This window comes from Pseudomonas putida (assembly GCF_025905425.1).
GTDB classification, from domain to species: domain Bacteria; phylum Pseudomonadota; class Gammaproteobacteria; order Pseudomonadales; family Pseudomonadaceae; genus Aquipseudomonas; species Aquipseudomonas putida_AF.
Window position 1 is genome coordinate 4,331,438 of record NZ_CP109603.1, and the last position, 25,177, is coordinate 4,356,614.

General features: G+C 61.1%; 26 protein-coding genes, 1 tRNA gene and 1 pseudogene. 5 read left to right on the forward strand and 23 right to left on the reverse strand.

Annotated features, from left to right (window positions below; translation table 11 throughout):
* Nucleotides 1–12 precede the first annotated feature (12 nt).
* Both tgt and queA read right to left on the reverse strand, forming a co-directional pair.
* Nucleotides 13–1,128, reverse strand: coding sequence for a tRNA guanosine(34) transglycosylase Tgt (gene tgt, locus OGV19_RS19410; RefSeq protein ID WP_077068621.1), 1,116 nt, complete (start codon nucleotides 1,126–1,128; stop codon nucleotides 13–15).
* 14 nt (nucleotides 1,129–1,142) lie between these two features.
* Nucleotides 1,143–2,192 (reverse strand): tRNA preQ1(34) S-adenosylmethionine ribosyltransferase-isomerase QueA, encoded by a 1,050-nt coding sequence (gene queA, locus OGV19_RS19415; RefSeq protein ID WP_264310226.1) that lies wholly within the window; start codon nucleotides 2,190–2,192, stop codon nucleotides 1,143–1,145.
* A 106-nt stretch (nucleotides 2,193–2,298) separates the two neighbouring features.
* Here queA and OGV19_RS19420 point away from each other — a divergent pair.
* Nucleotides 2,299–2,383 (forward strand) — tRNA-Leu (locus OGV19_RS19420).
* Between the two features lie 322 nt (nucleotides 2,384–2,705).
* On the opposite strand, the gene OGV19_RS19425 is transcribed toward OGV19_RS19420, so the two are convergent.
* From OGV19_RS19425 to OGV19_RS19440, 4 genes are all read right to left on the reverse strand, one after another.
* Complete coding sequence (locus tag OGV19_RS19425) at nucleotides 2,706–5,156, reverse strand: TonB-dependent siderophore receptor (protein WP_264310227.1); 2,451 nt, start codon at nucleotides 5,154–5,156, stop codon at nucleotides 2,706–2,708.
* Nucleotides 5,157–5,272: 116 nt separating this feature from the next.
* Entirely contained in the window at nucleotides 5,273–6,214 is a 942-nt protein-coding gene (locus tag OGV19_RS19430) for a FecR domain-containing protein (RefSeq protein ID WP_264310228.1), read from the reverse strand.
* On the reverse strand, nucleotides 6,214–6,717 hold the full coding sequence (locus OGV19_RS19435) for a sigma-70 family RNA polymerase sigma factor (protein WP_264310229.1): 504 nt from the start codon (nucleotides 6,715–6,717) through the stop codon (nucleotides 6,214–6,216). The genes OGV19_RS19430 and OGV19_RS19435 overlap by 1 nt, the downstream gene beginning before the upstream one ends.
* 89 nt (nucleotides 6,718–6,806) lie before the next feature.
* Nucleotides 6,807–7,229 carry a bleomycin resistance protein gene (locus OGV19_RS19440; protein WP_264310230.1) on the reverse strand — a complete coding sequence of 141 codons (423 nt, stop codon included), beginning with the start codon at nucleotides 7,227–7,229 and terminating at the stop codon, nucleotides 6,807–6,809.
* A 333-nt stretch (nucleotides 7,230–7,562) separates the two neighbouring features.
* Here OGV19_RS19440 and OGV19_RS19445 point away from each other — a divergent pair, with 333 nt between their 5' ends.
* On the forward strand, nucleotides 7,563–8,042 hold the full coding sequence (locus OGV19_RS19445; protein ID WP_264310231.1) for a GNAT family N-acetyltransferase: 480 nt from the start codon (nucleotides 7,563–7,565) through the stop codon (nucleotides 8,040–8,042).
* A gap of 185 nt (nucleotides 8,043–8,227) precedes the next feature.
* Here the strand turns inward: OGV19_RS19445 and OGV19_RS27880 are convergent.
* A pseudogene (locus OGV19_RS27880) lies at nucleotides 8,228–8,344 on the reverse strand (DNA-binding protein); the annotation flags it as partial.
* Between the two features lie 158 nt (nucleotides 8,345–8,502).
* Between OGV19_RS27880 and OGV19_RS19455 the strand changes: the two are divergent.
* Nucleotides 8,503–9,393 carry a bestrophin family protein gene (locus OGV19_RS19455; protein WP_264310232.1) on the forward strand — a complete coding sequence of 297 codons (891 nt, stop codon included), beginning with the start codon at nucleotides 8,503–8,505 and terminating at the stop codon, nucleotides 9,391–9,393.
* 29 nt (nucleotides 9,394–9,422) lie between these two features.
* On the opposite strand, the gene phnE is transcribed toward OGV19_RS19455, so the two are convergent.
* From phnE to OGV19_RS19475, 4 genes are read right to left on the reverse strand one after another with little or no spacing between them, the layout of a single operon-like run.
* Nucleotides 9,423–10,190, reverse strand: coding sequence for a phosphonate ABC transporter, permease protein PhnE (gene phnE, locus OGV19_RS19460; RefSeq protein ID WP_264310233.1), 768 nt, complete (start codon nucleotides 10,188–10,190; stop codon nucleotides 9,423–9,425).
* Nucleotides 10,187–11,008: a PhnE/PtxC family ABC transporter permease gene (locus tag OGV19_RS19465; protein ID WP_264310234.1), complete on the reverse strand. Its 822-nt coding sequence runs from the start codon at nucleotides 11,006–11,008 to the stop codon at nucleotides 10,187–10,189. Before OGV19_RS19465 ends, phnE begins: the two co-directional genes overlap by 4 nt.
* The gene (locus OGV19_RS19470; protein ID WP_264313977.1) at nucleotides 11,002–11,802 is read right to left on the reverse strand and encodes a phosphonate ABC transporter ATP-binding protein; all 801 of its coding nucleotides are present in this window, start codon (nucleotides 11,800–11,802) and stop codon (nucleotides 11,002–11,004) included. Before OGV19_RS19470 ends, OGV19_RS19465 begins: the two co-directional genes overlap by 7 nt.
* 11 nt (nucleotides 11,803–11,813) lie before the next feature.
* The gene (locus tag OGV19_RS19475) at nucleotides 11,814–12,668 is read right to left on the reverse strand and encodes a putative selenate ABC transporter substrate-binding protein (protein WP_264310235.1); all 855 of its coding nucleotides are present in this window, start codon (nucleotides 12,666–12,668) and stop codon (nucleotides 11,814–11,816) included.
* A 127-nt stretch (nucleotides 12,669–12,795) separates the two neighbouring features.
* Between OGV19_RS19475 and selD the strand changes: the two genes are divergently transcribed.
* Together selD and mnmH are read left to right on the forward strand one after the other, a co-directional pair.
* Entirely contained in the window at nucleotides 12,796–13,830 is a 1,035-nt protein-coding gene (gene selD / locus OGV19_RS19480) for a selenide, water dikinase SelD (protein WP_264310236.1), read from the forward strand.
* Complete coding sequence (mnmH, locus tag OGV19_RS19485) at nucleotides 13,830–14,939, forward strand: tRNA 2-selenouridine(34) synthase MnmH (protein WP_264310237.1); 1,110 nt, start codon at nucleotides 13,830–13,832, stop codon at nucleotides 14,937–14,939. Before selD ends, mnmH begins: the two co-directional genes overlap by 1 nt.
* A gap of 51 nt (nucleotides 14,940–14,990) precedes the next feature.
* Here the strand turns inward: mnmH and OGV19_RS19490 are convergent, their stop codons facing one another.
* The 12 genes from OGV19_RS19490 to cyoB form a co-directional block, all read right to left on the reverse strand.
* Nucleotides 14,991–15,377 (reverse strand): lysozyme inhibitor LprI family protein, encoded by a 387-nt coding sequence (locus tag OGV19_RS19490; protein ID WP_264310238.1) that lies wholly within the window; start codon nucleotides 15,375–15,377, stop codon nucleotides 14,991–14,993.
* 20 nt (nucleotides 15,378–15,397) lie between these two features.
* Entirely contained in the window at nucleotides 15,398–15,937 is a 540-nt protein-coding gene (locus OGV19_RS19495; RefSeq protein ID WP_264310239.1) for a hypothetical protein, read from the reverse strand.
* A gap of 92 nt (nucleotides 15,938–16,029) precedes the next feature.
* On the reverse strand, nucleotides 16,030–16,593 hold the full coding sequence (locus tag OGV19_RS19500) for a GNAT family N-acetyltransferase (protein WP_264310240.1): 564 nt from the start codon (nucleotides 16,591–16,593) through the stop codon (nucleotides 16,030–16,032).
* A 446-nt stretch (nucleotides 16,594–17,039) separates the two neighbouring features.
* On the reverse strand, nucleotides 17,040–17,291 hold the full coding sequence (locus OGV19_RS19505) for a DUF3077 domain-containing protein (RefSeq protein ID WP_238210492.1): 252 nt from the start codon (nucleotides 17,289–17,291) through the stop codon (nucleotides 17,040–17,042).
* Nucleotides 17,288–17,536, reverse strand: a complete 249-nt coding sequence (locus OGV19_RS19510) for a phospholipase D-like domain-containing protein (RefSeq protein WP_264310241.1) — start codon at nucleotides 17,534–17,536, stop codon at nucleotides 17,288–17,290. Before OGV19_RS19510 ends, OGV19_RS19505 begins: the two co-directional genes overlap by 4 nt.
* A gap of 437 nt (nucleotides 17,537–17,973) precedes the next feature.
* Nucleotides 17,974–18,360 carry a YkgJ family cysteine cluster protein gene (locus tag OGV19_RS19515; RefSeq protein ID WP_085272629.1) on the reverse strand — a complete coding sequence of 129 codons (387 nt, stop codon included), beginning with the start codon at nucleotides 18,358–18,360 and terminating at the stop codon, nucleotides 17,974–17,976.
* Between the two features lie 171 nt (nucleotides 18,361–18,531).
* Nucleotides 18,532–19,659, reverse strand: a complete 1,128-nt coding sequence (locus OGV19_RS19520) for a hypothetical protein (protein WP_264310242.1) — start codon at nucleotides 19,657–19,659, stop codon at nucleotides 18,532–18,534.
* Nucleotides 19,660–19,774: 115 nt separating this feature from the next.
* On the reverse strand, nucleotides 19,775–20,983 hold the full coding sequence (alaC, locus tag OGV19_RS19525) for an alanine transaminase (RefSeq protein ID WP_264310243.1): 1,209 nt from the start codon (nucleotides 20,981–20,983) through the stop codon (nucleotides 19,775–19,777).
* Nucleotides 20,984–21,296: 313 nt separating this feature from the next.
* Entirely contained in the window at nucleotides 21,297–22,184 is an 888-nt protein-coding gene (cyoE, locus tag OGV19_RS19530) for a heme o synthase (RefSeq protein ID WP_264310244.1), read from the reverse strand.
* 11 nt (nucleotides 22,185–22,195) lie between these two features.
* On the reverse strand, nucleotides 22,196–22,528 hold the full coding sequence (gene cyoD / locus OGV19_RS19535) for a cytochrome o ubiquinol oxidase subunit IV (protein WP_264310245.1): 333 nt from the start codon (nucleotides 22,526–22,528) through the stop codon (nucleotides 22,196–22,198).
* Nucleotides 22,528–23,151: a cytochrome o ubiquinol oxidase subunit III gene (cyoC, locus tag OGV19_RS19540; protein ID WP_264310246.1), complete on the reverse strand. Its 624-nt coding sequence runs from the start codon at nucleotides 23,149–23,151 to the stop codon at nucleotides 22,528–22,530. Before cyoC ends, cyoD begins: the two co-directional genes overlap by 1 nt.
* Nucleotides 23,152–23,154: 3 nt before the next feature.
* Nucleotides 23,155–25,176, reverse strand: a complete 2,022-nt coding sequence (gene cyoB / locus OGV19_RS19545) for a cytochrome o ubiquinol oxidase subunit I (protein ID WP_264310247.1) — start codon at nucleotides 25,174–25,176, stop codon at nucleotides 23,155–23,157.
* Between the last annotated feature and the right edge of the window lies 1 nt (nucleotide 25,177).

Here is a 25,177-nt window from a genome sequence, read left to right on the forward strand (position 1 = left end):
AAGTGCTGACAGTCAGCCCAAGGGCGGCACAGGCAGCCCGCGCTTGGCGTAGAAGGCGTCGACAAAGGCGGCCAATTTACCCTGTTGAATAGCCTCGCGTAAACCGGCCATCAAGCGCTGGTAATGGCGCAAGTTGTGGATGGTATTCAGCATGCTGCTCAACATTTCGCCGCATTTGTCCAGGTGATGGAGATACGCGCGGGAGAAGTTGGTGCAGGTGTAGCAATCACAGGTCGGATCCAGCGGCGATTCATCGTGGCGATGGAACGCGTTGCGGATCTTGATTACCCCTGTATCGACGAACAGATGGCCGTTGCGCGCGTTACGCGTCGGCATCACGCAATCGAACATGTCGACGCCGCGGCGCACACCCTCAACGAGATCTTCCGGTTTGCCTACCCCCATAAGGTAACGAGGTTTGTCAGCGGGCATCTGATCCGGCAGGTAGTCCAGCACCTTGATCATCTCGTGCTTGGGCTCACCCACCGACAGGCCGCCGATGGCCAGGCCGTCGAAGCCGATGTTTTCCAGGCCTTCCAGCGAGCGCATGCGCAGGTCCTGGTACATGCCGCCCTGGACGATGCCGAACAGCGCCGCGGTGTTGTCGGCATGGGCGTTTTTCGAGCGCTGGGCCCAACGCAGCGACAGCTCCATGGAGGTGCGCGCCACGTCGTGCTCGGCCGGGTAAGGGGTGCACTCGTCGAAAATCATCACCACGTCCGAGCCCAGGTCACGCTGGACCTGCATGGACTCTTCTGGGCCCATGAACACCTTGGAGCCGTCGACGGGCGAGGCGAAGGTCACGCCTTCCTCTTTGATCTTGCGCATGGCGCCCAGGCTGAATACCTGGAAGCCACCGGAGTCGGTGAGGATCGGGCCTTTCCACTGCATGAAGTCGTGCAGGCCGTTGTGCTTCTTGATCACCTCGGTACCCGGGCGCAGCCACAGGTGGAAGGTGTTGCCCAGGATCATCTCGGCGCCGATGGCCTCAATGTCGCGCGGCAGCATGCCCTTGACCGTGCCATAGGTGCCGACCGGCATGAACGCCGGGGTTTCCACGGTGCCACGAGGGAAGGTGATGCGACCACGACGGGCCTTGCCGTCGGTGGCCAGCAGTTCGAAGGACATTCGACAGGTGCGACTCATGCTTGATCCTCGGGCCCGCGTGGCGCCGGATTGCGGGTGATGAACATGGCATCACCGTAACTGAAGAAGCGGTACCCCTGCTCGACCGCCGCCGCGTAGGCGGCCATGGTCTCGGGGTAGCCGGCGAAGGCCGAGACCAGCATCAGTAGCGTGGACTCCGGCAGGTGGAAATTGGTGACCAGGGCATCGACCACATGGAACGGCCGGCCCGGGAAGATGAAAATATCGGTATCGCCACTGAACGCCTTGAGCACGCCATCGCGCGCCGCGCTTTCCAGCGAACGCACGCTGGTGGTGCCCACGGCAACCACGCGCCCGCCACGGGCACGGCAGGCCTCGACGGCATCCACCACATCCTGGCTCACTTCGAGCCACTCTTTATGCATGTGATGGTCTTCGATCTTGTCGACCCGCACCGGCTGGAAGGTGCCCGCGCCGACGTGCAGGGTCACGAAGGCCCGCTCCACGCCCTTGGCGGCGATCTTTTCCAGCAGCGCTTCGTCGAAGTGCAGGCCGGCCGTTGGTGCAGCTACAGCACCGGCACGCTCGGCGTAGACGGTCTGGTAACGCTCACGGTCGGCGCCTTCGTCGGGGCGGTCGATGTAAGGTGGCAGCGGCATGTGCCCGACGCGTTCGAGCAGTGGCAGCACCTCTTCGGTGAAGCGCAGCTCGAACAGCGTGTCGTGGCGCGCGACCATTTCGGCCTCGCCACCGCCATCGATGAGAATCTGCGCACCGACCTTGGGTGCCTTGCTGGAGCGCACATGCGCCAGCACCCGGTGGCTGTCGAGCACGCGCTCGACCAGCACTTCCAGCTTGCCGCCGGAGGCTTTCTGGCCAAACAACCGCGCCGGGATCACCCGGGTGTTGTTGAAGACCATCAGGTCGCCGGGGCGCAGGTAGTCGAGCAAATCGGTGAATTGCTGATGTACCAACGCGCCGCTCGGCCCATCGAGGACCAGCAGACGGCTGCCATGGCGCTCGGCCAAAGGGTGGCGGGCGATCAGGGAATCGGGGAGTTCGAAGGAAAAATCGGCGACGCGCATGATGATGTTCGGTTCGGCAGGGCCGGGAAGTTTAGCCCAATGTGTGAAAATTGACCATGAAACCCGATTGACCGACCGAAGGCACCTCTCTATACTGCGCGCCACTGCCCTGATGGCGGAATTGGTAGACGCGGCGGATTCAAAATCCGTTTTCGAAAGGAGTGGGAGTTCGAGTCTCCCTCGGGGCACCAAAATCCGGAAAAAACCGACCTTATGGTCGGTTTTTTTTCGCCTGAATTTTGGCTGGCTGCGCGGTGTTTGATTTTGTTCCGGGTCGGCATCAGGTACGCGCCATGGCATTGCATTATGGCTAACAGGCGCATGCCTTCAGATCTGCAGCGTTCTCAAGAACGAGCGCCGCCCGCGCGGCGCTCGATCTAAAATGCACTACTAGAGCCGCGGCAAGCACTTCTCAGGCCCACAACTCAGGCTGCCAACGACGAAACAGCCAGTCACTCGCTATGACCTGGCTTTGTGCTCTGGTCGCCATGTTTACCAAGGGCCGATCTCGTTTCACCAGTCATAGGTCAGGTTTGCGGTGACCGTTCTTCCCTGCCCATAGGTGCACTCCCACACACCGGAGCACCGGCTTACGTAACGTTTGTCATCGATGTTCTCGACATTGGCCTGAATACGCACGCCCTTGATCGCCAAAGGTGATTTCTCCAGGTCGTAAGCGATCATGCCGTCATAGACCGAGTACGACGGGACATCGAATTCACGGTAGGCCATGCTCGTCCCTGGGCTGCTACGCACGTAACGGACGCCAACCCCAAAACCCAGGCCGCGCAGGCTGCTGCTCTCTGGCATCTTGTAATCCAGCCATGTAGCAGCAGTCAGTGGCGATATACCTACCGGATGGCGACCCTTCATACCGTCGTTGTCCTTGGTGTACTCGGTATCGACACGCGAGACCGAGGCCACCAAGTTGAGGTTGCGGGTGAGCTCAGCTTTGCCTTCGAGCTCCAGCCCAGTCGAGCGCAATTCACCCGACTGGTTGCTATAGCCCAGATGGTCCGGGTCCGCCGTCAGGACATTCCTGCGGTCAATCTGATAAGCCGACACCTGCACGAAACTGTTGGAACCTGGCGGCTGATACTTGATACCCACTTCGTATTGCTTGCCAGTCGATGCATCGAAGGTGTTGTGGTGAAAGTCAGTGCCGGTATTGGGCTGGAATGATTCGGAATAGCTGAAGTATGGGGTGATACCGTTGTCGAACAGGTAACCGAAGCCGACACGACCAGAGAACTTCTCATCCTTGATGCTGTTGTCGACTTTGTACAGAGGTTGCTTGTTTTCAGTTACAGCCCAGTCATAACGGCCACCGATGGTCAGGAACCAGCGTTCCCACTTGATCTGGTCCTGCAGGTACAACCCGGTCTGGCGGATGGTGTTATCCCAGGTGTTCTCGGCAACCAGGCTGAAATCGACTGGCTGACCATAAACCGGGTTGTACAGATCAATACCGGGCGGGTTGTTCTGGTAGCGGCCGAGGAACCTGGAATTGAAGTGGTAGTAGTCGGCCCCCAACAGCAGCGTGTGGTCGACCTCGCCCGTTTTGAATACGGCCTGGGCGGTGTTGTCGATGCCATAGACCTTGTTGGTCTGCGCCCAGTCGATGGCGTAGCGGCCAATCGAGCTCAGGTCGTTTGCACCACTGACCTGGTTGGGGATGAACTCGTAGCCGTGCAGCAAGGATACAAAGCGGTCGTCGACATAGGCATAGCGCGCGTTCTGCTTGAGCGTCCAGACCTCGTTCAGCTCGTGGGCAACCTCATAGCCGAGGGTGTACTGATCTCGGTCGTAGGACGCATAGTTGGGCTCACCAATGAAGCGGTCGCGGTCGATAGTGCCGTTGGGGTTGGCCAATACCGTGCCCCACACAGGGAGACCCTGCGGCTCGGGTGTGTCGTTATCCTTCTGAAAATGGCCGTAGAACGTCAGGGTGGTGCGGTCGTTGACGTTCCAGGTGAAACTTGGAGCAAGGGTCATGCGTTTCTGGTCGGCATAGTCGACTTCCGAATTCACGTCGCTGACCACCCCGGTAAGGCGATACAGAAAAGTACCCTGTTCGTCGAGCGGACCGCCAAGGTCGAAGGCACCATACTTGCGATCATGGCTACCCGCCCCCAGTTTGACCGAGCGCAAGGTTTCGGCTGTGGGGCGCTTTGATACCATGTTGACGATGCCCCCCGGCTGGTTTTGGCCATACAGCACGGAAGCCGGCCCTTTGAGTACTTCGACGCGTTCGAGCAGGTAGGGATCGATCTGCAGGGCGCCGCCGGTACTGCCGCCGCCGTAGGGCAGGTGCAAGCCGTCCAGATACATGGGCGTAGCGTTGAACCCCCGCGAGGTGGGTTCGTCAAACGCCTTGACCCGTGCCGAGAAGCCATCGACTTGTATGCCGGGTGTATAGCGCAAGGCCTCGCTGACCGAGAGTGAGCCACGCGCCTTCATTTCGTCCTGGGTGATGACGTTGATGGTCTGCGGGGTTTCCAGGATAGACGTATCGGTCTTGGTGGCTGTGGCAGTGCGCTTGGCGACATACCCGTCCACCGGGCCGTAAGCTGACTCGCCCTGTGCGTTTACATTAGTCGCCCCAAGCTCCAGGGCCGTACCGTCCTGCGGCAACGGCTGCAGGCCGTACACGTTGCCCCCGCGAGGTATGGCCTGCAGGCCGGTCCCGGCAAGCAGCCTTTGAAACCCTTCTTCAATTCCGTATTGCCCCTGTAGACCAGGGCTGGTAAGCCCTCGCGTCAGTTCCGAGGTGTATTGCAGGGTAATTCCCCCTTCACTGGCAAACCGGCCAAGTACCTGGGCCAGGCTCCCGGAGGCGATGCTGTAGCCGTGCTGCGCCTTTTCAGGCGCAGCCAATGCTGATGCACCGCTGCCCTGCAGGGCAATGGCCAGGGCACTGAGGGCGAGGACGCGTCGATAGCTGGATGCACGCGGTTTACCCATGATCGGATCGGTCGTTAAACGCGTTGAACTAGAGCGGATCATTGAGAAATTGTCCCTATGTATGTGGCAGTTCCACAGGTAAGGACTGACGAATTGGCAAAACGGGCCAATTCTCATTAACGCGCGGTGACGGTCACCCAGTACCGGGTCCGGTAATCGACCTGAACCGGCAACGTGGCGGGCAATGCGGCCAGGATGGCGTCGGTATTGTCCAACTGGAACGCACCGCTGAGCAGCAGCTGCCCTACATCAGCCTGGCAGCGAAGCCAGCCCGGTCGATACCGGCCCAGCTCGCTGAGGAATTCGCGCAGCGGCATTTCGTCGACCACCAATTGGCCACGCGTCCACTGGCTGTCTTGTTCACGTGCAACCGCCAGGGCGCCCTGGCCCCAGGCGTCGAAGGTAATCTGCTGACCGGCATCGAGGGTTGGTTCTGGACCATGAGTCGGTATTACCCGCACCGCCCCCTCAAGCACGGACAGTTGAGTAGCGCCCTCTCGCTGGCGGACCACGAAGCGAGTACCCAGGGCTTCCATCAGGCCTTGCTCGCTGGCTACGCGCAATGGCCGGTGATGAGCGCTGAGGGTATCGGGCCCACTGTCCACCAGAATTTCGCCACGGCGCAGGCTTATCAGGCGTTGATGCGCATCGAAATCTACATCCACTGCGGTGTCGGTGTTCAGGTCCAGAACCGTACCGTCGGCCAGTGTCAGTTGCTTGCGTTGGCCAACGCGGGTGGCATAGGCCTGCTGAGGCACAAGCTGGCGGTAACCTGCATAGCCAAGCGGGGCAACGATAGCCAGCGCCAGCAGTTGCTTGATCATTTGTCGACGTTCACGGTTCAGGGTACCCATGGCCAACTGCTGCGGCAGCAGCCCCAACTGTGCCCGCACCCGCTGCGCCTTCTGCCAGGCCCGCTCGTGCTCGGGCGCCGCCGCGCGCCAGCGGGCACAGGCATCACGCTGGGCCACGCTGATCGCTTCGTCGAGCATCAGCATGTGCCAGTGGGCCGCTTGCCGTGCCACTTCCGGGGTGATTCGGTTTTGCTGGCTGAGCATCAGAAGTCGTCGTCGAACAGGATGCAGGCTTCCAGGGCGTTGGCCATGTGCCGCTTGACCGTGCGCTCGCCGATGCCCAGGCGGCGCGCCACCTCGACATAGGTCAGGCCCTCCAGTTGCACCAACAGGAACACCGAGCGCACGACCGGTTTGAAGGTGTCGAGCAATGCGTCCAACTGCTGCAGCGTTTCGCGCATTGACCACTGTTCCTCGGCAGATAGCGCAAACAGTTCTGGCAGTTGCGCGAGCATTTCGAGGTAGGCGCGCTCCAGCGACTGGCGGCGAAAATGGTCGTATACCAGGCGTCGGCTTACCGTTGCGAGATAGGCACGCGGCCTTTGCAGGCTTAGGCTTGCCCCCGCTTTTTGCTGCGCCTGAAGGATCCGCAGAAAAGTGTCCTGTGCCAGGTCAGCGGCCTGGGCAGAGCAACCCAGCCGACGGTAAAGCCACTGCTTGAGCCATCCGTTGTGCTCTGCGTAGACCTGACTCAGATCATCGTTCATCACGGGTATCCCTCCGAGGCGAGGATGGCACCTTAGATGATAACGATTATCAAATCAATCCAGGCGGGCTTTGCCTTCGCCAAGAACAGTCAGCAGGGTTTGCTACCAATATCTTCTGCAAAGCGCAGCAAGTAACCGTCAGGGTCGAGCACCAGAAAATTGCGCTGCCCGAACAGAGATTCACCGCTGCGGTACCAACGCTCTTCAACCGGGTTTCTAAGCGGATGCCCAGCCGCCTCCAGTGCCGAAACCAGCGCTGATGCGTCCGGGCATGCGATAGACAAGTTGATCCCTCGCCCATAGGGCGGCTCAAGCGGGCCGACCCGCCAGGGCGATTCACTGTGCCAGTCCTGCTCCAGCATCAGCTGGCTGCCGCCGAAGGACAGGAAGGCGAAATGGTCTTCTGGGCGCTCATACTCGATCTTGAAACCAAGGATGTCGCAGTAGAAGGCAAGGCTTCGCGTAAGGTCGGAAACGATGAGCTCGGGGACAAGGGAACTAAGCTTCAGCATTATTGACTCCTTTCAATTTTGATCTGCAAACAGGCTTGAGCAATGTGTGGCAATGCCCACTCAATGTCACCGCCCAGCCTCGACCCATATCCAGCTCAGCCTGCAACAACGGCTCGAACTGCGCTCAGGATTTTGATTGGCGAGGTCATGGCACTTTGAAAGCAGCTCAATGTAGCTCAATACAGCTCAATTGAGCTCACCTCGAATGGGGGGGTTGTGGCGGTGGCTGCCGAACCTTGAGCAGTCGGCGGTGATCTCCAACTGAGGCAGTGCTAGCCTGTGAGCGGGGCTTGGCCGCAAACGGCCAGCCAAACCACTGCAAAAGGACCTGCCATGCACCTGCACCACCGCCCTGTTCAGCCCAGCGACATCCCTGCCATCTGCTGCTTCCCCCAGGGCCCGGACGAACTGTTCTACATGTTCCCCAAAGCAACCTACCCGCTCACACCTGCGCAACTCACCGAGGCCATCGCCCAGCGCAACGCTTCTACGGTGGCAGAAGGCGACGGCACGGTGCTGGGCTTCGCCAACTTCTACAAAGCCGAGCACGGCGGCGTGTGCGCCCTGGGCAACGTGGTAGTGGCGCCAGCCGCCCGCGGCCTTGGGGTGGCGAGCTACCTGGTAACCGCCATGATCGAGCTGGCCCGCGAGCAGTTTGCGGCGCGAGAGATTTGGGTGTCGTGCTTCAATCACAACACGGCGGGGTTGCTGCTTTATCCACAGCTGGGCTTTGTGCCGTTCGGCATCGAAGAACGCCAGGCGCCAGATGGGAAGCGGGTGGCGTTGGTGCAGATGAGGCAGGTGCTGGCCTAGCCTGCGAAATCCAGGCTCTGTAAGAGAAGTTTTGTGGGAGCGGGCTTGCCCCGCGATGGAGTGCGAAGCGCTCCTGTACCTGATATCAAATAGTGTCAAAGACGCCGCGAACTCAGGCTTTGCTGCCGCGTTGCGGCAGATCGCGGGGCAAGCCCGCTCCCACAGCGATGGATGACCGACGACGTGTGGGGCTGAACAAAAAGCTCCACGCCTAGGGCACGTATGACTTTAAGCACTGTATCAAAGCGGCGCTTAGCGCCTGGGCTAAGTGCTTTATAGAGGCTTTCTCGACCTAACCCTGCCGCCTCACCTTTGCGAAGAGAATTCAGTAGCGTCCGATACCTCAGTCAGTTTTTTCTTTCAAACACGCCCAAAAAAAATGTCTTGCAACATCAGCTGCCGAACCATACCCATCCCTCGACGTCCGATCCTGCATCCCCCGCGTTTCGAGGTACCCCGTGTGAAAGAGATCATCGCCCGCAAGTACCGCCTGGTGGTGAAGACCATCGGTTACATCGGCTGGTCGCTGTTCTGGCTGCTGATCTGGGATGTGCTGGTCACCATCGACTTCATGCTGTTCTTCAACAGCAAGTTCACCCTGCCGTTGATTCCCTTGACCTTGCTGGGTTCGGCGCTGGTGGTGCTAGTGAGCTTTCGCAACAGCAGCGCCTACAACCGCTGGTGGGAGGCGCGCACGTTATGGGGCGCATTGGTCAACAGTTCGCGCAGTTTTGCCCGGCAGACGCTGACGCTGATCGATGACCCGGATGACGGGCTGAACCCGATCAAGGCGACCTTGCTGCGCCGGCATATCGCCTATGTGAACTGCCTGGCCGCGCACTTGAAGGGCAACCACTGCCCGGATGAACTGATAGCGTTCATCCCGCAAGCGGAGTTCGAACGGCGCAACCGCTCGAACAACTTCGCCAACGACATCCTCAGTGGCTCGGCAGCCCTGCTGGCGCGGGAATACCAAGCCGGGCGCCTGGACAGCATTCGCCTGGCGCGGCTGGAATCCACGCTAGTGGACCTGTCCAATGCCCAGGGCGGCATGGAACGGATTGCCAATACACCACTACCCTACCCTTATGTGTACTTTCCACGGCTGTTCATCACGCTGTTCTGCCTGATCGTGCCGGTGGGCCTGGTCGAGTCGTTGGGGTGGTTCACGCCATTGGCATCGACGGTGGTGGGGTTCATGTTGCTGGCCATCGAGCGGATCGGCACCGACCTGCAAAGCCCCTTCCGTTTCAGTGAGCACCAGATCCAGATGGACACCATCTGCGAGACGATCGAGCGCAACCTGGAGTCGATGCAACGGGAAGCGCAGCATGGCGAACTGACCACCTGATGCATGCGCGGGCTGCCCAGCAGCCCCAGTCAGGCGCGCACATACCGCTGGCGCAGCACATCACTCAAGGCATCCACCAGCAACACCAGCACCAGCATGGCGATGATCACCGTGCTGGCTTGCGCCTCCTGGAACAGGCTCAAGGTGGTGTAGAGCATCTGCCCCAACCCACCCGCCCCGACAAACCCCAACACGCTGGCCATGCGGATGTTGTTCTCCCAGCGGTACAGGCTGTAGGCCAGCAACTGCGGCCACAGGTTAGGCAAGGTGCCAAAGCAGAATGCCGCCACCTGGCTGCCGCCCTGCAAGCGAATAGCTGCAGCAGGCTCTGCCGGCGCGTTCTCCAACGCCTCGGCAAACAAGCGGCCCAACACGCCGGCTGTGTGTAACGCCAAGGCCAGGGTCCCGGCATTCGGGCCAAGCCCTGCGGCCAGCACGGTGAGCGCCGCCCAGACCAACTCGGGGATGGCCCGCAAGGCATTGAGCAGTACACGCGCCGCTGCCTGCAGCGGCCAGCCGAAGCGGCCCGCCGCCGGCAACGCCAGCAGCATCCCCAGCATCACCGCCAACAAGGTCCCCAAGCCCGACATCGCCAGGGTCTCCAAGGCGCCATGCCACACCGCGCGCAAATGCTCGACGGACAGGTCCGGGTGCAGGAATCGCCCCGCGTACTCGCCCATCTGCCCTAAGCCGCCATCGCCGACCAGCGCGTGCAGGTCCAGCTCCAGATAGGCGAACGAGGCCACCACTGCGGCGATGATCACGCCGAGCACCAGCAAGTTGATCGCCCGGTTCATGCCAGCCTTGCTCGCAGAAAGCGGCTGAGTAGGTCAGCCAGCGATACCAGCAGCAGAAACGTCAGCAGCATGCTCGCCACTTCCGCGCCGGCAAACATACGCATCGACAGGTCGATCTGCTGCCCCAGCCCGCCAGCGCCGACAAACCCCATCACCACCGAGGCACGCACTGCGCACTCCCAGCGGTACACGGTGTACGACACCACCTCTGACACGGCATTGGGCAAAATGCCGTAGAAAAAGGCCATCAGCCGACCACTGCCCGCCTGCAATAGGGCATGGGCCGGGCGTTGGTCGACCGACTCGAAGATTTCGGCGTAGACCTTGCCGAGCATGCCGCTGTAAGTAATGGCGATGGCCAGCACTCCTGCCGTTGGCCCAAGCCCCACGGCACGCACGAACAGCAAGGCCCAGACGATCTCCGGCACGCTGCGCAGAAAGATCAGCAGCCCGCGTACCGGCAACCGCAGCACCCGCGACCACCACCCTGCCCGCCCGCCTCGTGAAGCCGCCCGCAGCGACAAGGCACGGCTGGCCAGCAGGCTCGCCGGCACCGCCAACAACAGCGCCAGCGTCATGCCGGCCGTGGCCACGGCGAGGGTCTGCAAGGTGGCCTCGTACAGCAGTTGCAAAAATGCCGAATCATGCGCCGGCGGCCAGAAAGCCTGAGTGAAACTGGCGATCTGCTGGCGGTTCTCTGCCTGCCACAGCACACCTGGGTTCAGCTCGCTCAACTGCAGGCCCGGCCATAACACCGCCACTGCCAGCAGGGTCAGCAGCAACCGTGGCAGCGCCGCCGGGTCGCGGGCCCTCAGCATCGTGGTATCTGCACCGTCAGCACCGCTGCTGGCCCTTGCAAGGGGGGCGAAGCCAAGTGTTCGTTGGCATAGAGTGCATCGAGCATTTGCGGGCTGACCGCCTCGGCCGGGCTGTCGAACACCACCTGCCCCTCACGAATGCCAATCACCCGTGGAAAGTGCGCCAGCGCCAGCTCGACCGCATGCAGGCTGGCCACCAGCGTTACACCGTTGGCCTGGGCGTGGCGGTTGAGCAATGCCAAGCTGTGGTCGGCTAGAACCGGGTCCATGGCCGAGACAGGCTCGTCGGTCAGCAGCAATTGCGGGCGCTGATACAACACCCGTGCAATACCCACCCGCTGCAGTTGGCCGCCGGACAGTTGCCCGCACTGGACGAACAATTTGTCTGCCAGCCCCAGCTCAGCCAATGCCTGACGCACGCCGGGCACATCGGTCGGGTACAGCAGGTTGAGCAGGCCACGCAAGATGCCCCACTGCCCCAGCCGCCCCGCCAGCACCGCCGTCACAACCCGCTGGCGCGGCGGCAAAGGCGGTGCCTGATGCACCAACCCGACCCGCGCCCGCAAGCGCTGACGCGCCCTACCAGATAACTGCCAGGGTTGCTCAGCAAACAGCTCCAGGCGCCCGGCACTGGGCTTGATGGCCGTGGCCATCAGGTGCAGCAGGCTCGACTTGCCCGCGCCAGAGGGGCCGATGATCGCGACCCGCTCGCCCTGCTCGATACGCAGGTTGAGCGCGTCCAGGGCGCGGACCTGGCCGTGGTGCAGGCTGGCATCGTGCAACTGAATGGCCACCCGAAGGTCAGTCACTTGAGCAGGCCGGCCTCGCGCGCGGCTTGTTCGGTGCCCGTGTAGTTCTCAGGCTTGGTCTCGATGAAGCGGCTAGCGGCCTGCAGGTCGAGGATCGCCTTGTGCTCGGGGTTGGCCGGGTCCAGGTCGAGGAACGCCTGCTTGATCTTCGCCTTGAGTGCCGGCGCCATGTTGCCGCGCACGGTCCAGTTGTAGTCGTAATAGGTCGGGGTGGTGGCAAACACCCTCACCTTGCTGGTATCGACCTTGCCGGCATCCACCAGCTTTTGCCAGACGCTGGCATTGAGCACCCCTGCATCGACCTTGCCAGCTTGCACCCAGGCCGCAGTGGCGTCATGGGCACCGGAGTAGGCCACCCGGCTGAAGTAGTCCTCAGGCTTGATGTTGTCCTCTTTGAGCATGAAGTAACGCGGCATCAGGCTGCCCGAGGTGGACGAGATGGAGCCGAAGGCGAACGACTTGCCCTTGAGGTCGGCCAGGCTCTTCACATTGGGGTTGGCGGTGATGAACTTGGACGTGAACTGCGCGTCCTGCTCACGCTGCACCAGTGGCGTGGCGGTCGGGTCTTTCAAGTGCACCTGGACAAAGGTGAAACCGCCCAACCAGGCCAGGTCGAGGCGGTCGGAGGCCAATGATTCGACCACCGCCGGGTAGTCGGCGACCGGCACGAATTTCACCTCCATGCCCAGTTGCTTGGACAGATACTCCCCCAACGGCTTGAATTTACGCTGCAGCTCGGTTGGCGCTTCGTCGGGGATGGCACTGACCCGAAGGGTTTCTGCAGCCTGGGCGACAACGGCACAGCAGGACAGCACGAGGCCGGCGGCGAGCGCCAGAGGGCGTTTGAGCATGGGCATTCTCCGGGTCATTGGCGGGTATTGAGTCGGCAGCCGCGCCGACCGTGAAAAGTATATGTGCCCATGGCGCAATGGCCAGCTTTGCTACAATCGCGCAACAATTTGATCTGCTGAGGTACGTATGAGCGAGCCAATCCGCCTGACCCAGTACAGCCACGGCGCCGGTTGTGGCTGCAAGATCTCCCCCAAGGTACTGGACGTGATCCTTGCCGAAAGCGGCGTCCAGGCCCTGGACCCGAAACTCTGGGTCGGCAACGCTTCGCGCGACGACGCCGCCGTGTATGCCCTGGACGAGGAACGCGGCGTGGTCTCGACCACCGACTTCTTCATGCCGATCGTCGATGACCCGTATGACTTCGGCCGTATCGCCGCCACCAATGCCATCAGCGACATTTACGCCATGGGCGGCGACCCATTGATGGCCATTGCCATCCTTGGCTGGCCGATCAACGTGCTGGCGCCAGAAGTGGCCCGCGAAGTGATCCGTGGGGGGCGCGCGGTCTGCGCCGAAGCGGGCATCCCGCTGGCCGGCGGCCATTCCATCGACGCCCCGGAACCGATCTTCGGCCTGGCCGTCACCGGCGTGGTCAGCAAGCGCCATCTCAAACGCAACGACACCGCCACCGCCGATTGCCGCCTGTACCTGACCAAGCCGCTGGGCATCGGCATCCTCACCACCGCCGAGAAAAAAGCCAAGCTGCGCGAGCAGGACCAAGGCCTGGCGCGCGACTGGATGTGCACCCTCAACACCCCCGGCAGCCGCTTTGGCAAACTCGAAGGCGTGATGGCGATGACCGACGTCACCGGTTTCGGCCTGTTGGGCCACCTGGTGGAGCTGGCCGAAGGCAGCGGCCTCACCGCGCACCTGGACTACGCCGCAGTACCTCGCCTGCCCAGTGTCGAGCATTACCTGGCAGAGGGCTGCATCCCCGGCGGCACCTTGCGCAATTACGAAAGCTACGGCCACAAGATCGGCGCCCTGAGCGAGGACCAGAAGCACCTGCTGTGCGACCCGCAAACCAGCGGTGGCCTGCTGGTGGCGGTCAGCCCTGAGGGTGACGCGCAATTTCTTGCCGTGGCGGCCGAACTGGGCCTGCAACTGTCGCCCATCGGCACACTGGTCGAGCGACAGGGCCACGCAGTCGAGGTGCTTTGATGCGCCCCGACTGTAGCGATTATCGCCAGCTATTTTTGAACGACGTGCCGATGATGGACATGCGCGCACCGGTCGAATTCGCCAAGGGCGCCTTCCCCGGTGTCGTCAACCTGCCGCTGATGAACGACCAGGAACGGCAGAAGGTCGGCACCTGTTTCAAACAGCAAGGCCAGGCCGCCGCCATCACGCTTGGCCACCAACTGGTCAGTGGCGCGATCAAGGGCGAACGCCTGCATGCCTGGGCCAGCTTCGCCAAGGCGCATCCCGATGGCTACCTTTATTGCTTTCGCGGTGGCCTGCGCTCGCTGATCGTTCAGCAGTGGTTGCGCGATGAAGCGGGCATCGACTACCCACGGGTCAAGGGCGGCTACAAAGCGATGCGCACCTTCCTGTTGGACACCACCCAGCAGGCCGTGGAGCACTGCGATTTCGTCCTGATCGGCGGCCTCACCGGCACCGGCAAGACCGATGTATTGCATCAGCTGGGCAACGGCCTGGATCTGGAAGGCCACGCCAACCACCGCGGCTCCAGCTTCGGCAAACGGGCCACCGCGCAACCGGCGCAAATCGGCTTCGAAAACAAGCTGGCCATCGATGTACTGAAAAAGCGCGCGCGTGGCATCGAGCAGTTCGTGCTTGAGGATGAAGGCCGTATCGTCGGCAGCTGCACCGTGCCGCTGGCGTTGTACCAAGGCATGCAGCAGTACCCGTTGGTATGGCTGGAGGACAGCTTCGACAACCGTGTTGAACGCATCCTGCGCGATTACGTGGTCAACCTGAGCGCAGAGTTCGTCGATGTGCACGGGGGCGAAGCCGGCCGCCGACTGTTTGCCGAACGCATGCTGTCGAGCATGGCCAATATCCACAAACGCCTGGGTGGCGAACGCTGCCAGCGCTTGTCCGCCATCTTGCAGCAAGCACTGGAAGAACAGCAGCGCAGCGGCGCGGTGGACCTGCACCGGGGCTGGATCGAAGGGTTGCTGAAGGAGTATTACGACCCGATGTATACCTATCAGCGCGAGGCCAAGGCTGAACGTATCGAGTTTGCGGGGGATGCCATTGAGGTTCGGGAGTACCTCAAGGCCCGCGCGCAAAGGCAGAAACACTAAGGCCGCTTAGCCAAACACCTTGCACCGATGTCGTCTGTAGGAGCGGCCATCTCACTGCCCCGGGCTGAGCACCCGCTCAAGCTCGGCTGCCCGGTCCCGGGTCATGTCCATCCCGCACACGCCGCCTTCCAGCTGCGCCATGGTGCCGCCACTGGCCTGTACGTGGAACGTGCAGTTGTCATCGCGGTAAGCGATCCACTTACGCTGCACCTCGCGCAGGCGTTTCTGCTGCCCAGCGTCCAGCTTGCCCATCAACTGTTTGTACACCCGGTTCAAGCGCTGGTCCTGCAACTGGGTTTCGGCCTGGATGCAGTTGCTCATGGCCACTGTGCTGGACGCCTGGTCCATGCACTGCCCGTAGCCCGGCGAATAGTCTTCGGCCATCGCCAGCGGCAGCACACAGGCCAACGCCAAGCCAGTCAGGTAATACCTGTTCATCAAAATGCTCCCTGTGGGTGTCAAAACGTCTGCGGTTGTTCCGGCGGCATCAGCACCTTGCCCGGTTCGAAACGCAATGACGGCATCTGGGTCGCGGCATACAACGCGACACCCAATGCCGCTATCAAGGCCACATCAAACCAGCGCCAGCCGGGCATGTCGTCGGCACTGCGGGCCTTCCAGCAGTGCCAGGCCTGGCCTGCGCAGAACACCAGCATCGCTGTCAGCCACAGATAGAAGCCCGCGCCAAAGCCGGTGCGCTCATGGAACGCGTAGCTCTGGCTGTCTGGCAAGCGGTCGATGCCGAAGCTGCTGGCGGCCAGGTACAGCGCCGCCAGCCCGCAGACCAACGCCAGCCGGCGGAACCGACGATGGGCAAGAATCGCCACGGCCAGCAGCGGGTTGGCAAACCACTGGTACAACCCGAAGGGCATGCCCCATGGCCCGTACAGCAACATCTGCAGGGCGGGCATATGGCGGTCGGCAGCCATCAGGGCGCCATCGAAACAGAGGCTGAATAGAAACAGCAGCAAGCTGGCGCTGAGATAGAAAACGGGCAAAGGGCGCACCTGGAGAACACGGGACAGGCTGCGACCATAACCCAGGCCCTGCCCCGCTTCCAGAGCTTCAGAAGTCTCCGCTCGCCGCAACACTATGCAACCGGTGGTTCCAGCAGCAGCCCATAAAGGCCCGAGTCGGACAGCTCACCGGCCACGCACCAGCGCGCCCGCAGGGTGCCTTCGAGCACGAAGCCCTGGCGTTCGAGCGTGCGCGCCGAGCCTTGGTTACGGGGGTCTATCTCGCCCTCCAGGCGGCGCATGTGCAGGGTGTGGGCGAGGTAGTCGATGAAGCAGGTCAGCGCCTCGTCCATGTAGCCCCTGCCCTGTACCGCGCTGGCCAGGCAATAGCCGATCTCGCCACGGCGCGAGACGTCGTCAATATTGAACAGCTGGACCATGCCGATCAATTCGCCGTTGTCACGGCGGTACATGCCGAGCTTAAGCTGGTCGCCATTGGCGTAGGCTTCGCGGTCGGCGGCCAGGGCGCTTTCGGCTTCGGCCAGGTTGTGCCAGGGGGCATGGTGCCAATAACGCATGACCTCGGGGTCGGCCATGATCGCCAGCCATTGCGCGGCATCGCCATGGCGCATCGGGCGCAACTGCAGGCGGGGGCTGTCGAGGCAGAGGTCACTGGGGAAACTGCGGGGTGGGGTCACGCCGGATCTCCTGTCCATTGCTGGGGAGATGACAGTTTAACGTCAAGCGAGGCGGCTGGGGGATGCGTTGGGTTTTATCGTGTGTTTGAGAGTGGGTGACTCGGTGCGGGGACTGCGTCATGGCCAGTAGGTGCCTGGCGGGGGTTTTGCGTTGGGGCGCAAATCGAGCGCCGCCCGCGCGGCGCATCGCGACGCAAGGCCGCTCCCACATTTGTTTCGGGCCAGTGAGGCCTGTGATATTGGCGCGCGACCGCCTTGTTTGTCCGACTCTATATCCAGCCATGCGCTTAGGGGCCGCGTGCCCATACCACAGGAATAACTGGCCCGAAACAAATGTGGGAGCGGCCTTGCGTCGCGATGCGCCGCGCGGGCGGCGCTCGATCTCAAGGACGCTGCAGCACTTTCGCCATGCGCCTATCAGCCGTTACTCGCCGTTTAAAAATGGCTCAACCGCCCCGGTTCAACCCCATTTCCATGTCATTGATCAGCGCCTTGGCCATGGCACTGAGAATCCGCGCGGCGCTGCCTGCAACCTTGTTGCCCTCCATCTCGGCCTCTTCGCTGAGGTGGCGTATGCACCCAAGCAGCACGGACAATTCGTCGAACGCGTGATCAAGAGGGATGCCCGGCTCGATACGAAACAGTTCGAGAAACGTCTCCACGCCAGCAGTGGTGTGGGTTTTCAGGTGATTGCTCATAGCACTGCCTCCTGCGCCTTCATGTGGGCGAACAGCGCATACAGCAGTTCGGTATGGATCGACATGTTTTCGAGGAGGATGCAGCGTTGAGCGCGGTCTTCGGCTTTGAGGTACAGCTCGATGGTTTGGGAAAGGCTGCCCATGAGCCTGACTGTTTGGCACTTCGCGTCTTTTTGAGACAGGTCGGCGGTTATCGAGATGTATGGGATTGGGAAAGTGGGTGGATCAGGTACACGTTTTTTCATGGTGAACTCCACTGACATTTCAAGGAGCAACCACCTTGGTCCTTCTCACAGATTTGGGTGGCAGCCGCGCGCGAGGTGAGAAGCCCGTGTTGGAGTCACCACGGTCAGACCGAAGCCTGCACGCGCACAGCTGCCATAAAAACGGCCGACTACCAACAACGAGTTCTCACACCCGCTCGCCTTTTCAGGCGAACCGTGAAGTTATCGCTGTAGTACTTCCCCGCCTATCAGACGGCATCCGACAGAGATCGTAGGATAATTCCCAAGACCCACCAATCTGAAGCACTTGGTTTCAAGTTCAGAATCTTCTTACAGCTGATGGCCCTTTCGCGGGCAAGCCCGCTCCCACCAGTATCTCCGGTGCCATCAAGAGCAGTGGAGAGCCTGTGGGAGCGGGCTTGCCCGCGAAAGGGCCGGCACAGACGACCCAAAAACAGTCAGGCCACCTCAGCCCCATCATCATCCGGCCAATGCGGCTCGTTGGCCCCAGGCGGGGTCAACGGCGGCAGCCCATAAGCCGCGCGCGCATCGTCGCAGCTGGGGTTATGCACCCCACCCTCCCACGACGCTTCGAACTCCCGGCAAGGGCTCGAGCGGTTAGCGTAGATGGTGCACGCCACCTCTTTGCCGATCTCGCCGGCAAGGCTGACGCAGCGGCAAGGCTTGGCATCGGTGCCGATCATCGCGACCCGGGTCGGGTTGATCTGCACCACCAGGTCGTCAGGCACAACACCCCCGGCAGACTGGCATTCGCCCCAGAAGAAAGACACACGGAAGTACCCGCAGCAGGCGCCGCAGTCAAGGCAAGGGTTATATTCGGACATGAGACCACGGAGGGAAGGTTGTTGTTATCGGGGCTGGGCCCGCGGCGCCATTTTCATTCCAACCGGGGCTGGCTGGATAGAGGGGGAATGCAAAAAAAATTGCCGCTGATCCGGCAAGCCTCAAGGCCCGCAAAACGGGCGGACAGCACACCTGCCACCCGCCCGACTGGGTTAACGCAAGGCCTTGTAGGTGTTGGCATCCCAGTGCTGCAGGCCAAGGCCTTCGCTAGGGTCATAGCTGTCGCCGCTCACCTGGCTGAAGCGCGTACGGGCTTCACCGCAGTGCACCAGTCGGTCGTCCCTTTCACCTTCGGTGATGACGGTATACGACTGGCTGCGCATGGCCTGGTAGTCCTCATCGGCGGCCGCCATGGCCAGGTGATGCTGCATCAGCTGGTTGTCATCCAGCACCAACTGCTTGTCCAGCTCGACACCCCAACGGCTCAGGCAGACTTCGGCGAAATGCCGCACGATCAGCCCGGGCTCGATCAGCACCTTTCCATCGCCTGTGCCATCGGCTGAAGCATTACCTACCAGCGTGGCATGGCGGCCGGGCATGGGGTAAATGCACATGCGTGTGCCACTCTCGACAGAAGGAATCACGCAGGCAAACCCTTTGGAGCGTTCATCCCGCGAATAGAAACCGACGTATTCCCTGACATTGCCCGCCAGCGTTACCCGTTGCGCCTGGATGTTGCCTACACCCGGCACTGGGTCGATGGCAAAGATGTTGATCGGGATATCCCGCAGCATCGGGTCCTCGGCCATCGCATTGGCCAGCATATGGCAGCTGACACCGCCCCGGCTCCAGCCCACCAGGTTGACCTGGGTCGGCAGGCGCGGCTTGCGGAACATCGTGATGATCTGCTCTTGCAGTGCCTGCGGGGTTGGGTGGCGATCGCCGTAGTCATAGGTTCGCCAGAACCAGGACGCCGTGGCGGATGCATCCGGGATCGGTACGCCTGCGTCTTTGAGCCGTGCGTAATCTTGCTCGGTGAGTTTGGTGCGTTGCCAGCTGCATTCGCCCTTTATCACCTGCAGTACATGGCCCACATTCTCTTCCCAACCACGACCGAACAACTGACCACTCCAGTTGAAGTAGCCACCCGGCTCGACGAACAAATCATCGTCCTGAAGGTTGCCACTGCCCGGCCCATCAACCGCAACCCAGTGGGCGAACTCGCGCCCCTGATCATTGCCGGCCAATGTCGAGACCAGTTCACCGTTCCAGAAACTGGGGTTGGCAGCATCGAAGCGGTGGGAACCCGTACCGCAGAAATAGGCTGTAAATACACTCATTTGGATATCCGCAAAGGAAAAATGAGTGCTCAAGGTAGTCGTTCGAATAATCGGCAGGCAGTCGGAAGGCCACCCCCATCGACAGAACTGGGGCCGCCGAGCGGCCCCTTGCTGCTTACTTCTGGGTCAGGCCATCGGCCCTGAACATCTGGCGGATACCCCGGATAGCCTGGCGAATACGGTCCTGGTTCTCGATCAGCGCAAAACGCACGTGGTCGTCGCCATAATCGCCAAAGCCGATACCCGGCGACACGCAAACCTTGGCCTCGGCCAACAGCTTCTTGGAAAACTCCAGCGAGCCAAGGTGCGCATACTCCGGCGGGATCTTCGCCCACACGTACATCGATGCCTTGGGGTTCTCGACCATCCAGCCCAGTTCGTGCAAACCCTTCACCAACAGGTTACGGCGCTGGCGGTACTGCTCGGCGATATCGCGCACGCACTGTTGGTCGCCTTCAAGCGCCGCGATGGCTGCCACCTGCAAGGGCGTGAAGGTACCGTAGTCGTGGTAGCTCTTGATTCGCGCCAGGGCATTGACCAGCTCTGGGTTGCCCACCATGAAGCCAATACGCCAGCCGGCCATGTTGTAGCTTTTGGACAGCGTGAAGAACTCCACCGCAATGTCCTTGGCGCCTGGCACCTGCATGATCGAAGGTGCTTTCCAGCCGTCGTAGACGATATCGGCGTAGGCCAGGTCGTGGATCACCAGCACACCATACTGCTTGGCCAGTGCCACCACGCGCTCGAAGAAGTCCAGTTCCACGCACTGCGCGGTAGGGTTGGACGGGAAGCCGAGGATCATCATCTTTGGCTTGGGGATGGACTCGCGGATGGCCCGCTCAAGCTCATTGAAGAAGTCCACACCCGGCACCAGTGGCACCGAACGCACCTGGGCGCCGGCGATCACGGCGCCGTAGATGTGGATCGGGTAGCTGGGGTTGGGCACCAGCACCGTGTCGCCCTGATCGAGGGTGGCGAGCATCAGGTGGGCCAGGCCTTCCTTGGAGCCAATGGTGACGATGGCTTCGCTTTCCGGGTCGATGTCGACCTCGTAGCGGTCCTTGTACCAGTTGGAGATGGCCCGGCGCAGGCGTGGGATGCCGCGGGAGGTGGAGTAGCCGTGAGTGTCTTCGCGCTGAGCGACCTGCACCAGTTTCTCGACGATGTGCGGCGGGGTCGCGCCATCGGGGTTGCCCATGCTCAGGTCGATGATGTCTTCGCCACGGCGTCGGGCGGCCATCTTGAGCTCGGCGGTGATGTTGAAGACATAAGGGGGGAGACGATCAATGCGCGCAAAGCGGCGCGGCGAACCTGGGTTGGCCATGGTTTCCTCTGAGTACGTAAGCGCCCGGAACCGTCCGAGCGACGTTGGCCGATGTGGCGGCCTGGATCAGAAGATAGTGCCGAAACAGGATTCGTGTAAAGGACAAAATCCTGTTTTGTTAGAATTTTTCAGATGTATTTTTTGAAAATTAGAGAATTATGTTTTCAGGGGCGGCCTCTTCGCGGGGCAAGCCCGCTCCCACAGGGATCGCACCGGTGGGAGCGGGCTTGCCCCGCGAAGAGGCCGGCACAGGAGAACACCCATAAAAAAACCCCGGCACATGGCCGGGGTTTTCGTGTAACAGGCAGCGGTATCAGCGTGCGTAGGTCATCAGCACGTCCGCAGCGGTCTGGCTGTCTACCGACATCATCACGCTCAGGGCAGTGACGGTGAGGATCGAGAAGCCGAACACCTTGCGGGCCCACTTGCTGTCGTCCTCGGCCTTGTAGCCACCCCATGCCATGTACAGCCAGTACAGGCCCATGGCAGCAGCCACGGCCATGTAACCGAGGCCGGCGTAACCGCCGAGGGTGAGCATCAGGGTCGCGAGCACGAAGGCCAGCACGTACAGCACGATCTGCTTCTTGGCTGCAAGAATACCGCGCGCCACCGGCAGGACCGGGATGTTGGCAGCGCTGTAATCCTTGAAGCGGAAGATGGCGATCGCAAAGCTGTGCGGCATCTGCCACAGGCTGAACATCACCAGCAGGGTCACTGCAGCCAAGTCGAAGCTATTGCTCACGGCGCAGTAGCCGATCACCGGAGGCATGGCACCCGAAAGGCTGCCGACCAAGGTGCCGTGCACCGATTTACGCTTCAGCCAGAGGCTGTAGAAACCGACGTAGACGATGAAGCCGATCAGCGCACAGAACGCCGACAGTGGGTTGGCCTGGACATACAGCAGGCTGAAACCCGCCACCCCAAGCAGGGTGGCGTAGATCAGCGCGAGGGGCAGCGACATGCCGCCCTGGACCATGACGCGGTTCTTGGTACGTTCCATCTTGATGTCGATGTCGCGGTCGATGCAGTTGTTGAACACACAACCCGACGCCACCACCAGAGAAGTACCTACCACCACCGCCAGGAACAGGGCGAAGTCCACATGGCCCTTCGCGGCAAGGAAGAAACCGCCTGCCACGGAAAGCACGTTACCGAAAATGATCCCCGGTTTGGTGATTTGGATAAAGTGCTTAACGGACATGCAGTCTTACCTCACTTGGCCATCATTTCGATGTGGATGTTGAACATGATCCACAGCGACAGGCCGACCAGCAGTGCAATTACCATGGCGGTAAACAGGAACGTCGACACGTTGGAACGCTGCTCTTTCGAGCGGTCCATGTGCAGGAAGTACACGAGGTGCACTACTACCTGAATCACAGCCATCGCGACCACGACCAGAACGGTCAGGTTCTTCGGCAGGCTTGGGAACATCACCAGGCCGAACGGGATCGCGGTCAGGATGATCGACAGTACAAAGCCGATCATGTAGGACTTCACGCTGCCGTGATTACCTTCGTGATGAGTGTCGTGTGCGTTAGCCATTACAGAACCCCCAGCAGGTAGACGACGGTGAATACGCAGATCCAGACCACGTCCAGGAAGTGCCAGAACAGGCTCAGGCAGCTCATGCGGGTCTTGGCAGTCGGGGTAATGCCCTTGGTGCTGATCTGATACATCAGGATTGCCATCCAGATCAGACCTGCAGTCACGTGCAGACCGTGGGTACCGACCAGCGCGAAGAACGCCGACAGGAAGCCACTGCGCTGCGGGCCGAAGCCTTCGGCGATCAGGTGATGGAATTCATAGATTTCCATCGCGATGAACGCAGCACCGAACAGGAAGGTCACAGCCAACCAGCCCAGTACGCCTGCTTTCTTGCCATCGAACAGCTTCAGCATGGCGAAGCCGAAGGTGATCGAGGACAGCAGCAGGAAGGCAGTTTCGACCGCTACGAAGTCGAGCTGGAAAATGTCATGACCCGACGGGCCGCCGGCAAAACTGCCGGACAGCACCGCGTAGGTGGCGAAGAGCGACGCAAACAAGATGCAGTCGGTCATCAGGTACAGCCAGAAACCGAGTACGGTCATCTGGCCCGAGTCGTGGTGGTGATCGTCGTGCCCATGGTCGTGACCATGAGCAGCGCCGTGGATTACTTGACTGGACATTGATTACACCCGTTCAAACGATTCGACACGTGCGCCGCCAGCAGGCAGTGCACCGGCCTTGGCCAGGGCTTTCAAGCGCTCGCCTTCGATACGCGCCACTTCCTCGGCAGGCACCATGTAGCCCTGGTCGTCACGCGCAGCGTGGCGAACGAAGACAGCGATGGTTGCAACCAGGCTCGCACCTACCAGCCACCAGATGTGCCAGATGAAGGCAAAGCCGAAGACGGTCAGCAGCAGGCCCATGAACAAACCGGTAGAGGTGTTGCTCGGCATGTGGATCGCTTCGTACTTGCCCGGCACCTTGTAGGCAACACCGGCTTCTTTGGCTTCGTGCCAGGCGTCCAGACCAACTTTCTCAGGCATGTGAGCGAAGTTGTAGAACGGAGGTGGCGAAGAAGTCGACCATTCCAGGGTACGGCCGCCCCATGGGTCGCCGGTCACGTCCAGGTTCTGGTTGCGGTCGCGGACCGAAACGAAGATCTGGATCAGCTGGCAAGCGATACCGAACAGGATCAGCACGGCGCCGACAACAGCTACCCACAGGTAGGGTTCCCACAGTGGGTTGTCGGAGTGGTTCAGACGACGGGTCATGCCCATGAAGCCCAGGGCGTACAGCGGCATGAACGCAACGTAGAAGCCCGAGATCCAGAACCAGAAGGCAGCTTTGCCCCACTTCTCGTTCAGGGTGAAACCGAAGGCTTTCGGGAACCAGAAGGCGAAACCGGCGATGTAGCCGAATACCGCGCCACCGATGATCACGTTGTGGAAGTGAGCAATTACGAACAGGCTGTTGTGCAGAACGAAGTCAGCACCTGGAACGGCCAGCAGAACGCCGGTCATGCCACCGATGGAGAAGGTGACCATGAAGCCCAGGGTCCAGAGTACTGGCGCGGTGAAGCGCAGGCGGCCCTGGTAGATGGTGAACAGCCAGTTGAACAACTTCACACCGGTCGGGATCGAAATCAGCATCGTCGCCAGACCGAAGAAGGTGTTGACGCTCGCGCCGGCACCCATGGTGAAGAAGTGGTGCAGCCATACCGCAAAGCCAAGAATGGCGATCGCGCCCGATGCATAGATCATCGAGTGGTGACCGAACAGGCGCTTGCCTGCGAAGGTCGAAGTCACTTCCGAGAACACGCCGAAGGCCGGCAGGATCAGGATGTAAACCTCAGGGTGACCCCACGCCCAGAACAGGTTGACGTACATCATCGGGTTCCCACCAAGCTCGTTGGTGAAAATGTGGAAGTCCAGATAACGGTCAACAGTCAGCAGAGCGAGTGCAGCGGTCAGAATCGGGAAGGAAGCAACGATCAGCACGTTGGCCCAGGTGCAGGTCCAGGTGAAGATCGGCATGTCCATCAGTTTCATGCCAGGTGCGCGCATCTTCATCACGGTGACGAGGAAGTTCACACCGGTAAGCGTCGTACCCAATCCGGATAGCTGTAGCGCCCAGATGTAGTAGTCGACACCCACGCCAGGGCTGTACTGAATGCCCGCGAGCGGCGGATAGGCAACCCAACCGGTCTTGGCGAATTCGCCGACGCCCAGGGAGATGTTGACCAGCAGCACGCCTGCCAGCAGCAGGTAGAAGCTCAGGGAGTTCAGGAACGGGAAGGCAACGTCACGTGCACCGATCTGCAGAGGCAGGGCCAGGTTCATCAGGCCGGTGAAGAACGGCATCGCCATGAAGATGATCATGATCACACCGTGAGCGGTGAAGATCTGGTCATAGTGTTCAGGCGGCAGGTAGCCTTCGGATCCACCAGTGGCGGCAGCCAGCTGGGTACGCATCATGATGGCGTCGGCAAAGCCGCGCAGCAGCATGATCATCGCGACGATGATGTACATCACCCCGATTTTCTTGTGGTCGACAGTCGTCAGCCACTCGCTCCACAAGTAGGTCCACTTGCGGAAATAGGTGATAAGACCGACGACAGCGATACCGCCGAGCGCGATCATGGCAAGCGTCACCATGACTATCGGCTCGTGATAGGGTATCGCCTCCAGGCTTAGTTTACCGAACATC

Excerpts from the sequence above, each read along its gene's own strand:
- tgt (WP_077068621.1), bottom strand. The coding sequence starts at position 1,128 with ATGTCCTTCGAACTGCTGGCCACCGACGGCAAGGCCCGTCGTGGTCGC.
- queA (WP_264310226.1), bottom strand. The coding sequence starts at position 2,192 with ATGCGCGTCGCCGATTTTTCCTTCGAACTCCCCGATTCCCTGATCGCC.
- OGV19_RS19425 (WP_264310227.1), bottom strand. The coding sequence starts at position 5,156 with ATGGGTAAACCGCGTGCATCCAGCTATCGACGCGTCCTCGCCCTCAGT.
- OGV19_RS19430 (WP_264310228.1), bottom strand. The coding sequence starts at position 6,214 with ATGCTCAGCCAGCAAAACCGAATCACCCCGGAAGTGGCACGGCAAGCG.
- OGV19_RS19435 (WP_264310229.1), bottom strand. The coding sequence starts at position 6,717 with ATGAACGATGATCTGAGTCAGGTCTACGCAGAGCACAACGGATGGCTC.
- OGV19_RS19440 (WP_264310230.1), bottom strand. The coding sequence starts at position 7,229 with ATGCTGAAGCTTAGTTCCCTTGTCCCCGAGCTCATCGTTTCCGACCTT.
- OGV19_RS19445 (WP_264310231.1), top strand. The coding sequence starts at position 7,563 with ATGCACCTGCACCACCGCCCTGTTCAGCCCAGCGACATCCCTGCCATC.
- phnE (WP_264310233.1), bottom strand. The coding sequence starts at position 10,190 with ATGAACCGGGCGATCAACTTGCTGGTGCTCGGCGTGATCATCGCCGCA.
- OGV19_RS19465 (WP_264310234.1), bottom strand. The coding sequence starts at position 11,008 with ATGCTGAGGGCCCGCGACCCGGCGGCGCTGCCACGGTTGCTGCTGACC.
- OGV19_RS19475 (WP_264310235.1), bottom strand. The coding sequence starts at position 12,668 with ATGCTCAAACGCCCTCTGGCGCTCGCCGCCGGCCTCGTGCTGTCCTGC.
- selD (WP_264310236.1), top strand. The coding sequence starts at position 12,796 with ATGAGCGAGCCAATCCGCCTGACCCAGTACAGCCACGGCGCCGGTTGT.
- mnmH (WP_264310237.1), top strand. The coding sequence starts at position 13,830 with ATGCGCCCCGACTGTAGCGATTATCGCCAGCTATTTTTGAACGACGTG.
- OGV19_RS19490 (WP_264310238.1), bottom strand. The coding sequence starts at position 15,377 with ATGAACAGGTATTACCTGACTGGCTTGGCGTTGGCCTGTGTGCTGCCG.
- OGV19_RS19505 (WP_238210492.1), bottom strand. The coding sequence starts at position 17,291 with ATGAGCAATCACCTGAAAACCCACACCACTGCTGGCGTGGAGACGTTT.
- OGV19_RS19510 (WP_264310241.1), bottom strand. The coding sequence starts at position 17,536 with ATGAAAAAACGTGTACCTGATCCACCCACTTTCCCAATCCCATACATC.
- OGV19_RS19515 (WP_085272629.1), bottom strand. The coding sequence starts at position 18,360 with ATGTCCGAATATAACCCTTGCCTTGACTGCGGCGCCTGCTGCGGGTAC.
- OGV19_RS19520 (WP_264310242.1), bottom strand. The coding sequence starts at position 19,659 with ATGAGTGTATTTACAGCCTATTTCTGCGGTACGGGTTCCCACCGCTTC.
- alaC (WP_264310243.1), bottom strand. The coding sequence starts at position 20,983 with ATGGCCAACCCAGGTTCGCCGCGCCGCTTTGCGCGCATTGATCGTCTC.
- cyoE (WP_264310244.1), bottom strand. The coding sequence starts at position 22,184 with ATGTCCGTTAAGCACTTTATCCAAATCACCAAACCGGGGATCATTTTC.
- cyoD (WP_264310245.1), bottom strand. The coding sequence starts at position 22,528 with ATGGCTAACGCACACGACACTCATCACGAAGGTAATCACGGCAGCGTG.
- cyoC (WP_264310246.1), bottom strand. The coding sequence starts at position 23,151 with ATGTCCAGTCAAGTAATCCACGGCGCTGCTCATGGTCACGACCATGGG.
- cyoB (WP_264310247.1), bottom strand. The coding sequence starts at position 25,176 with ATGTTCGGTAAACTAAGCCTGGAGGCGATACCCTATCACGAGCCGATA.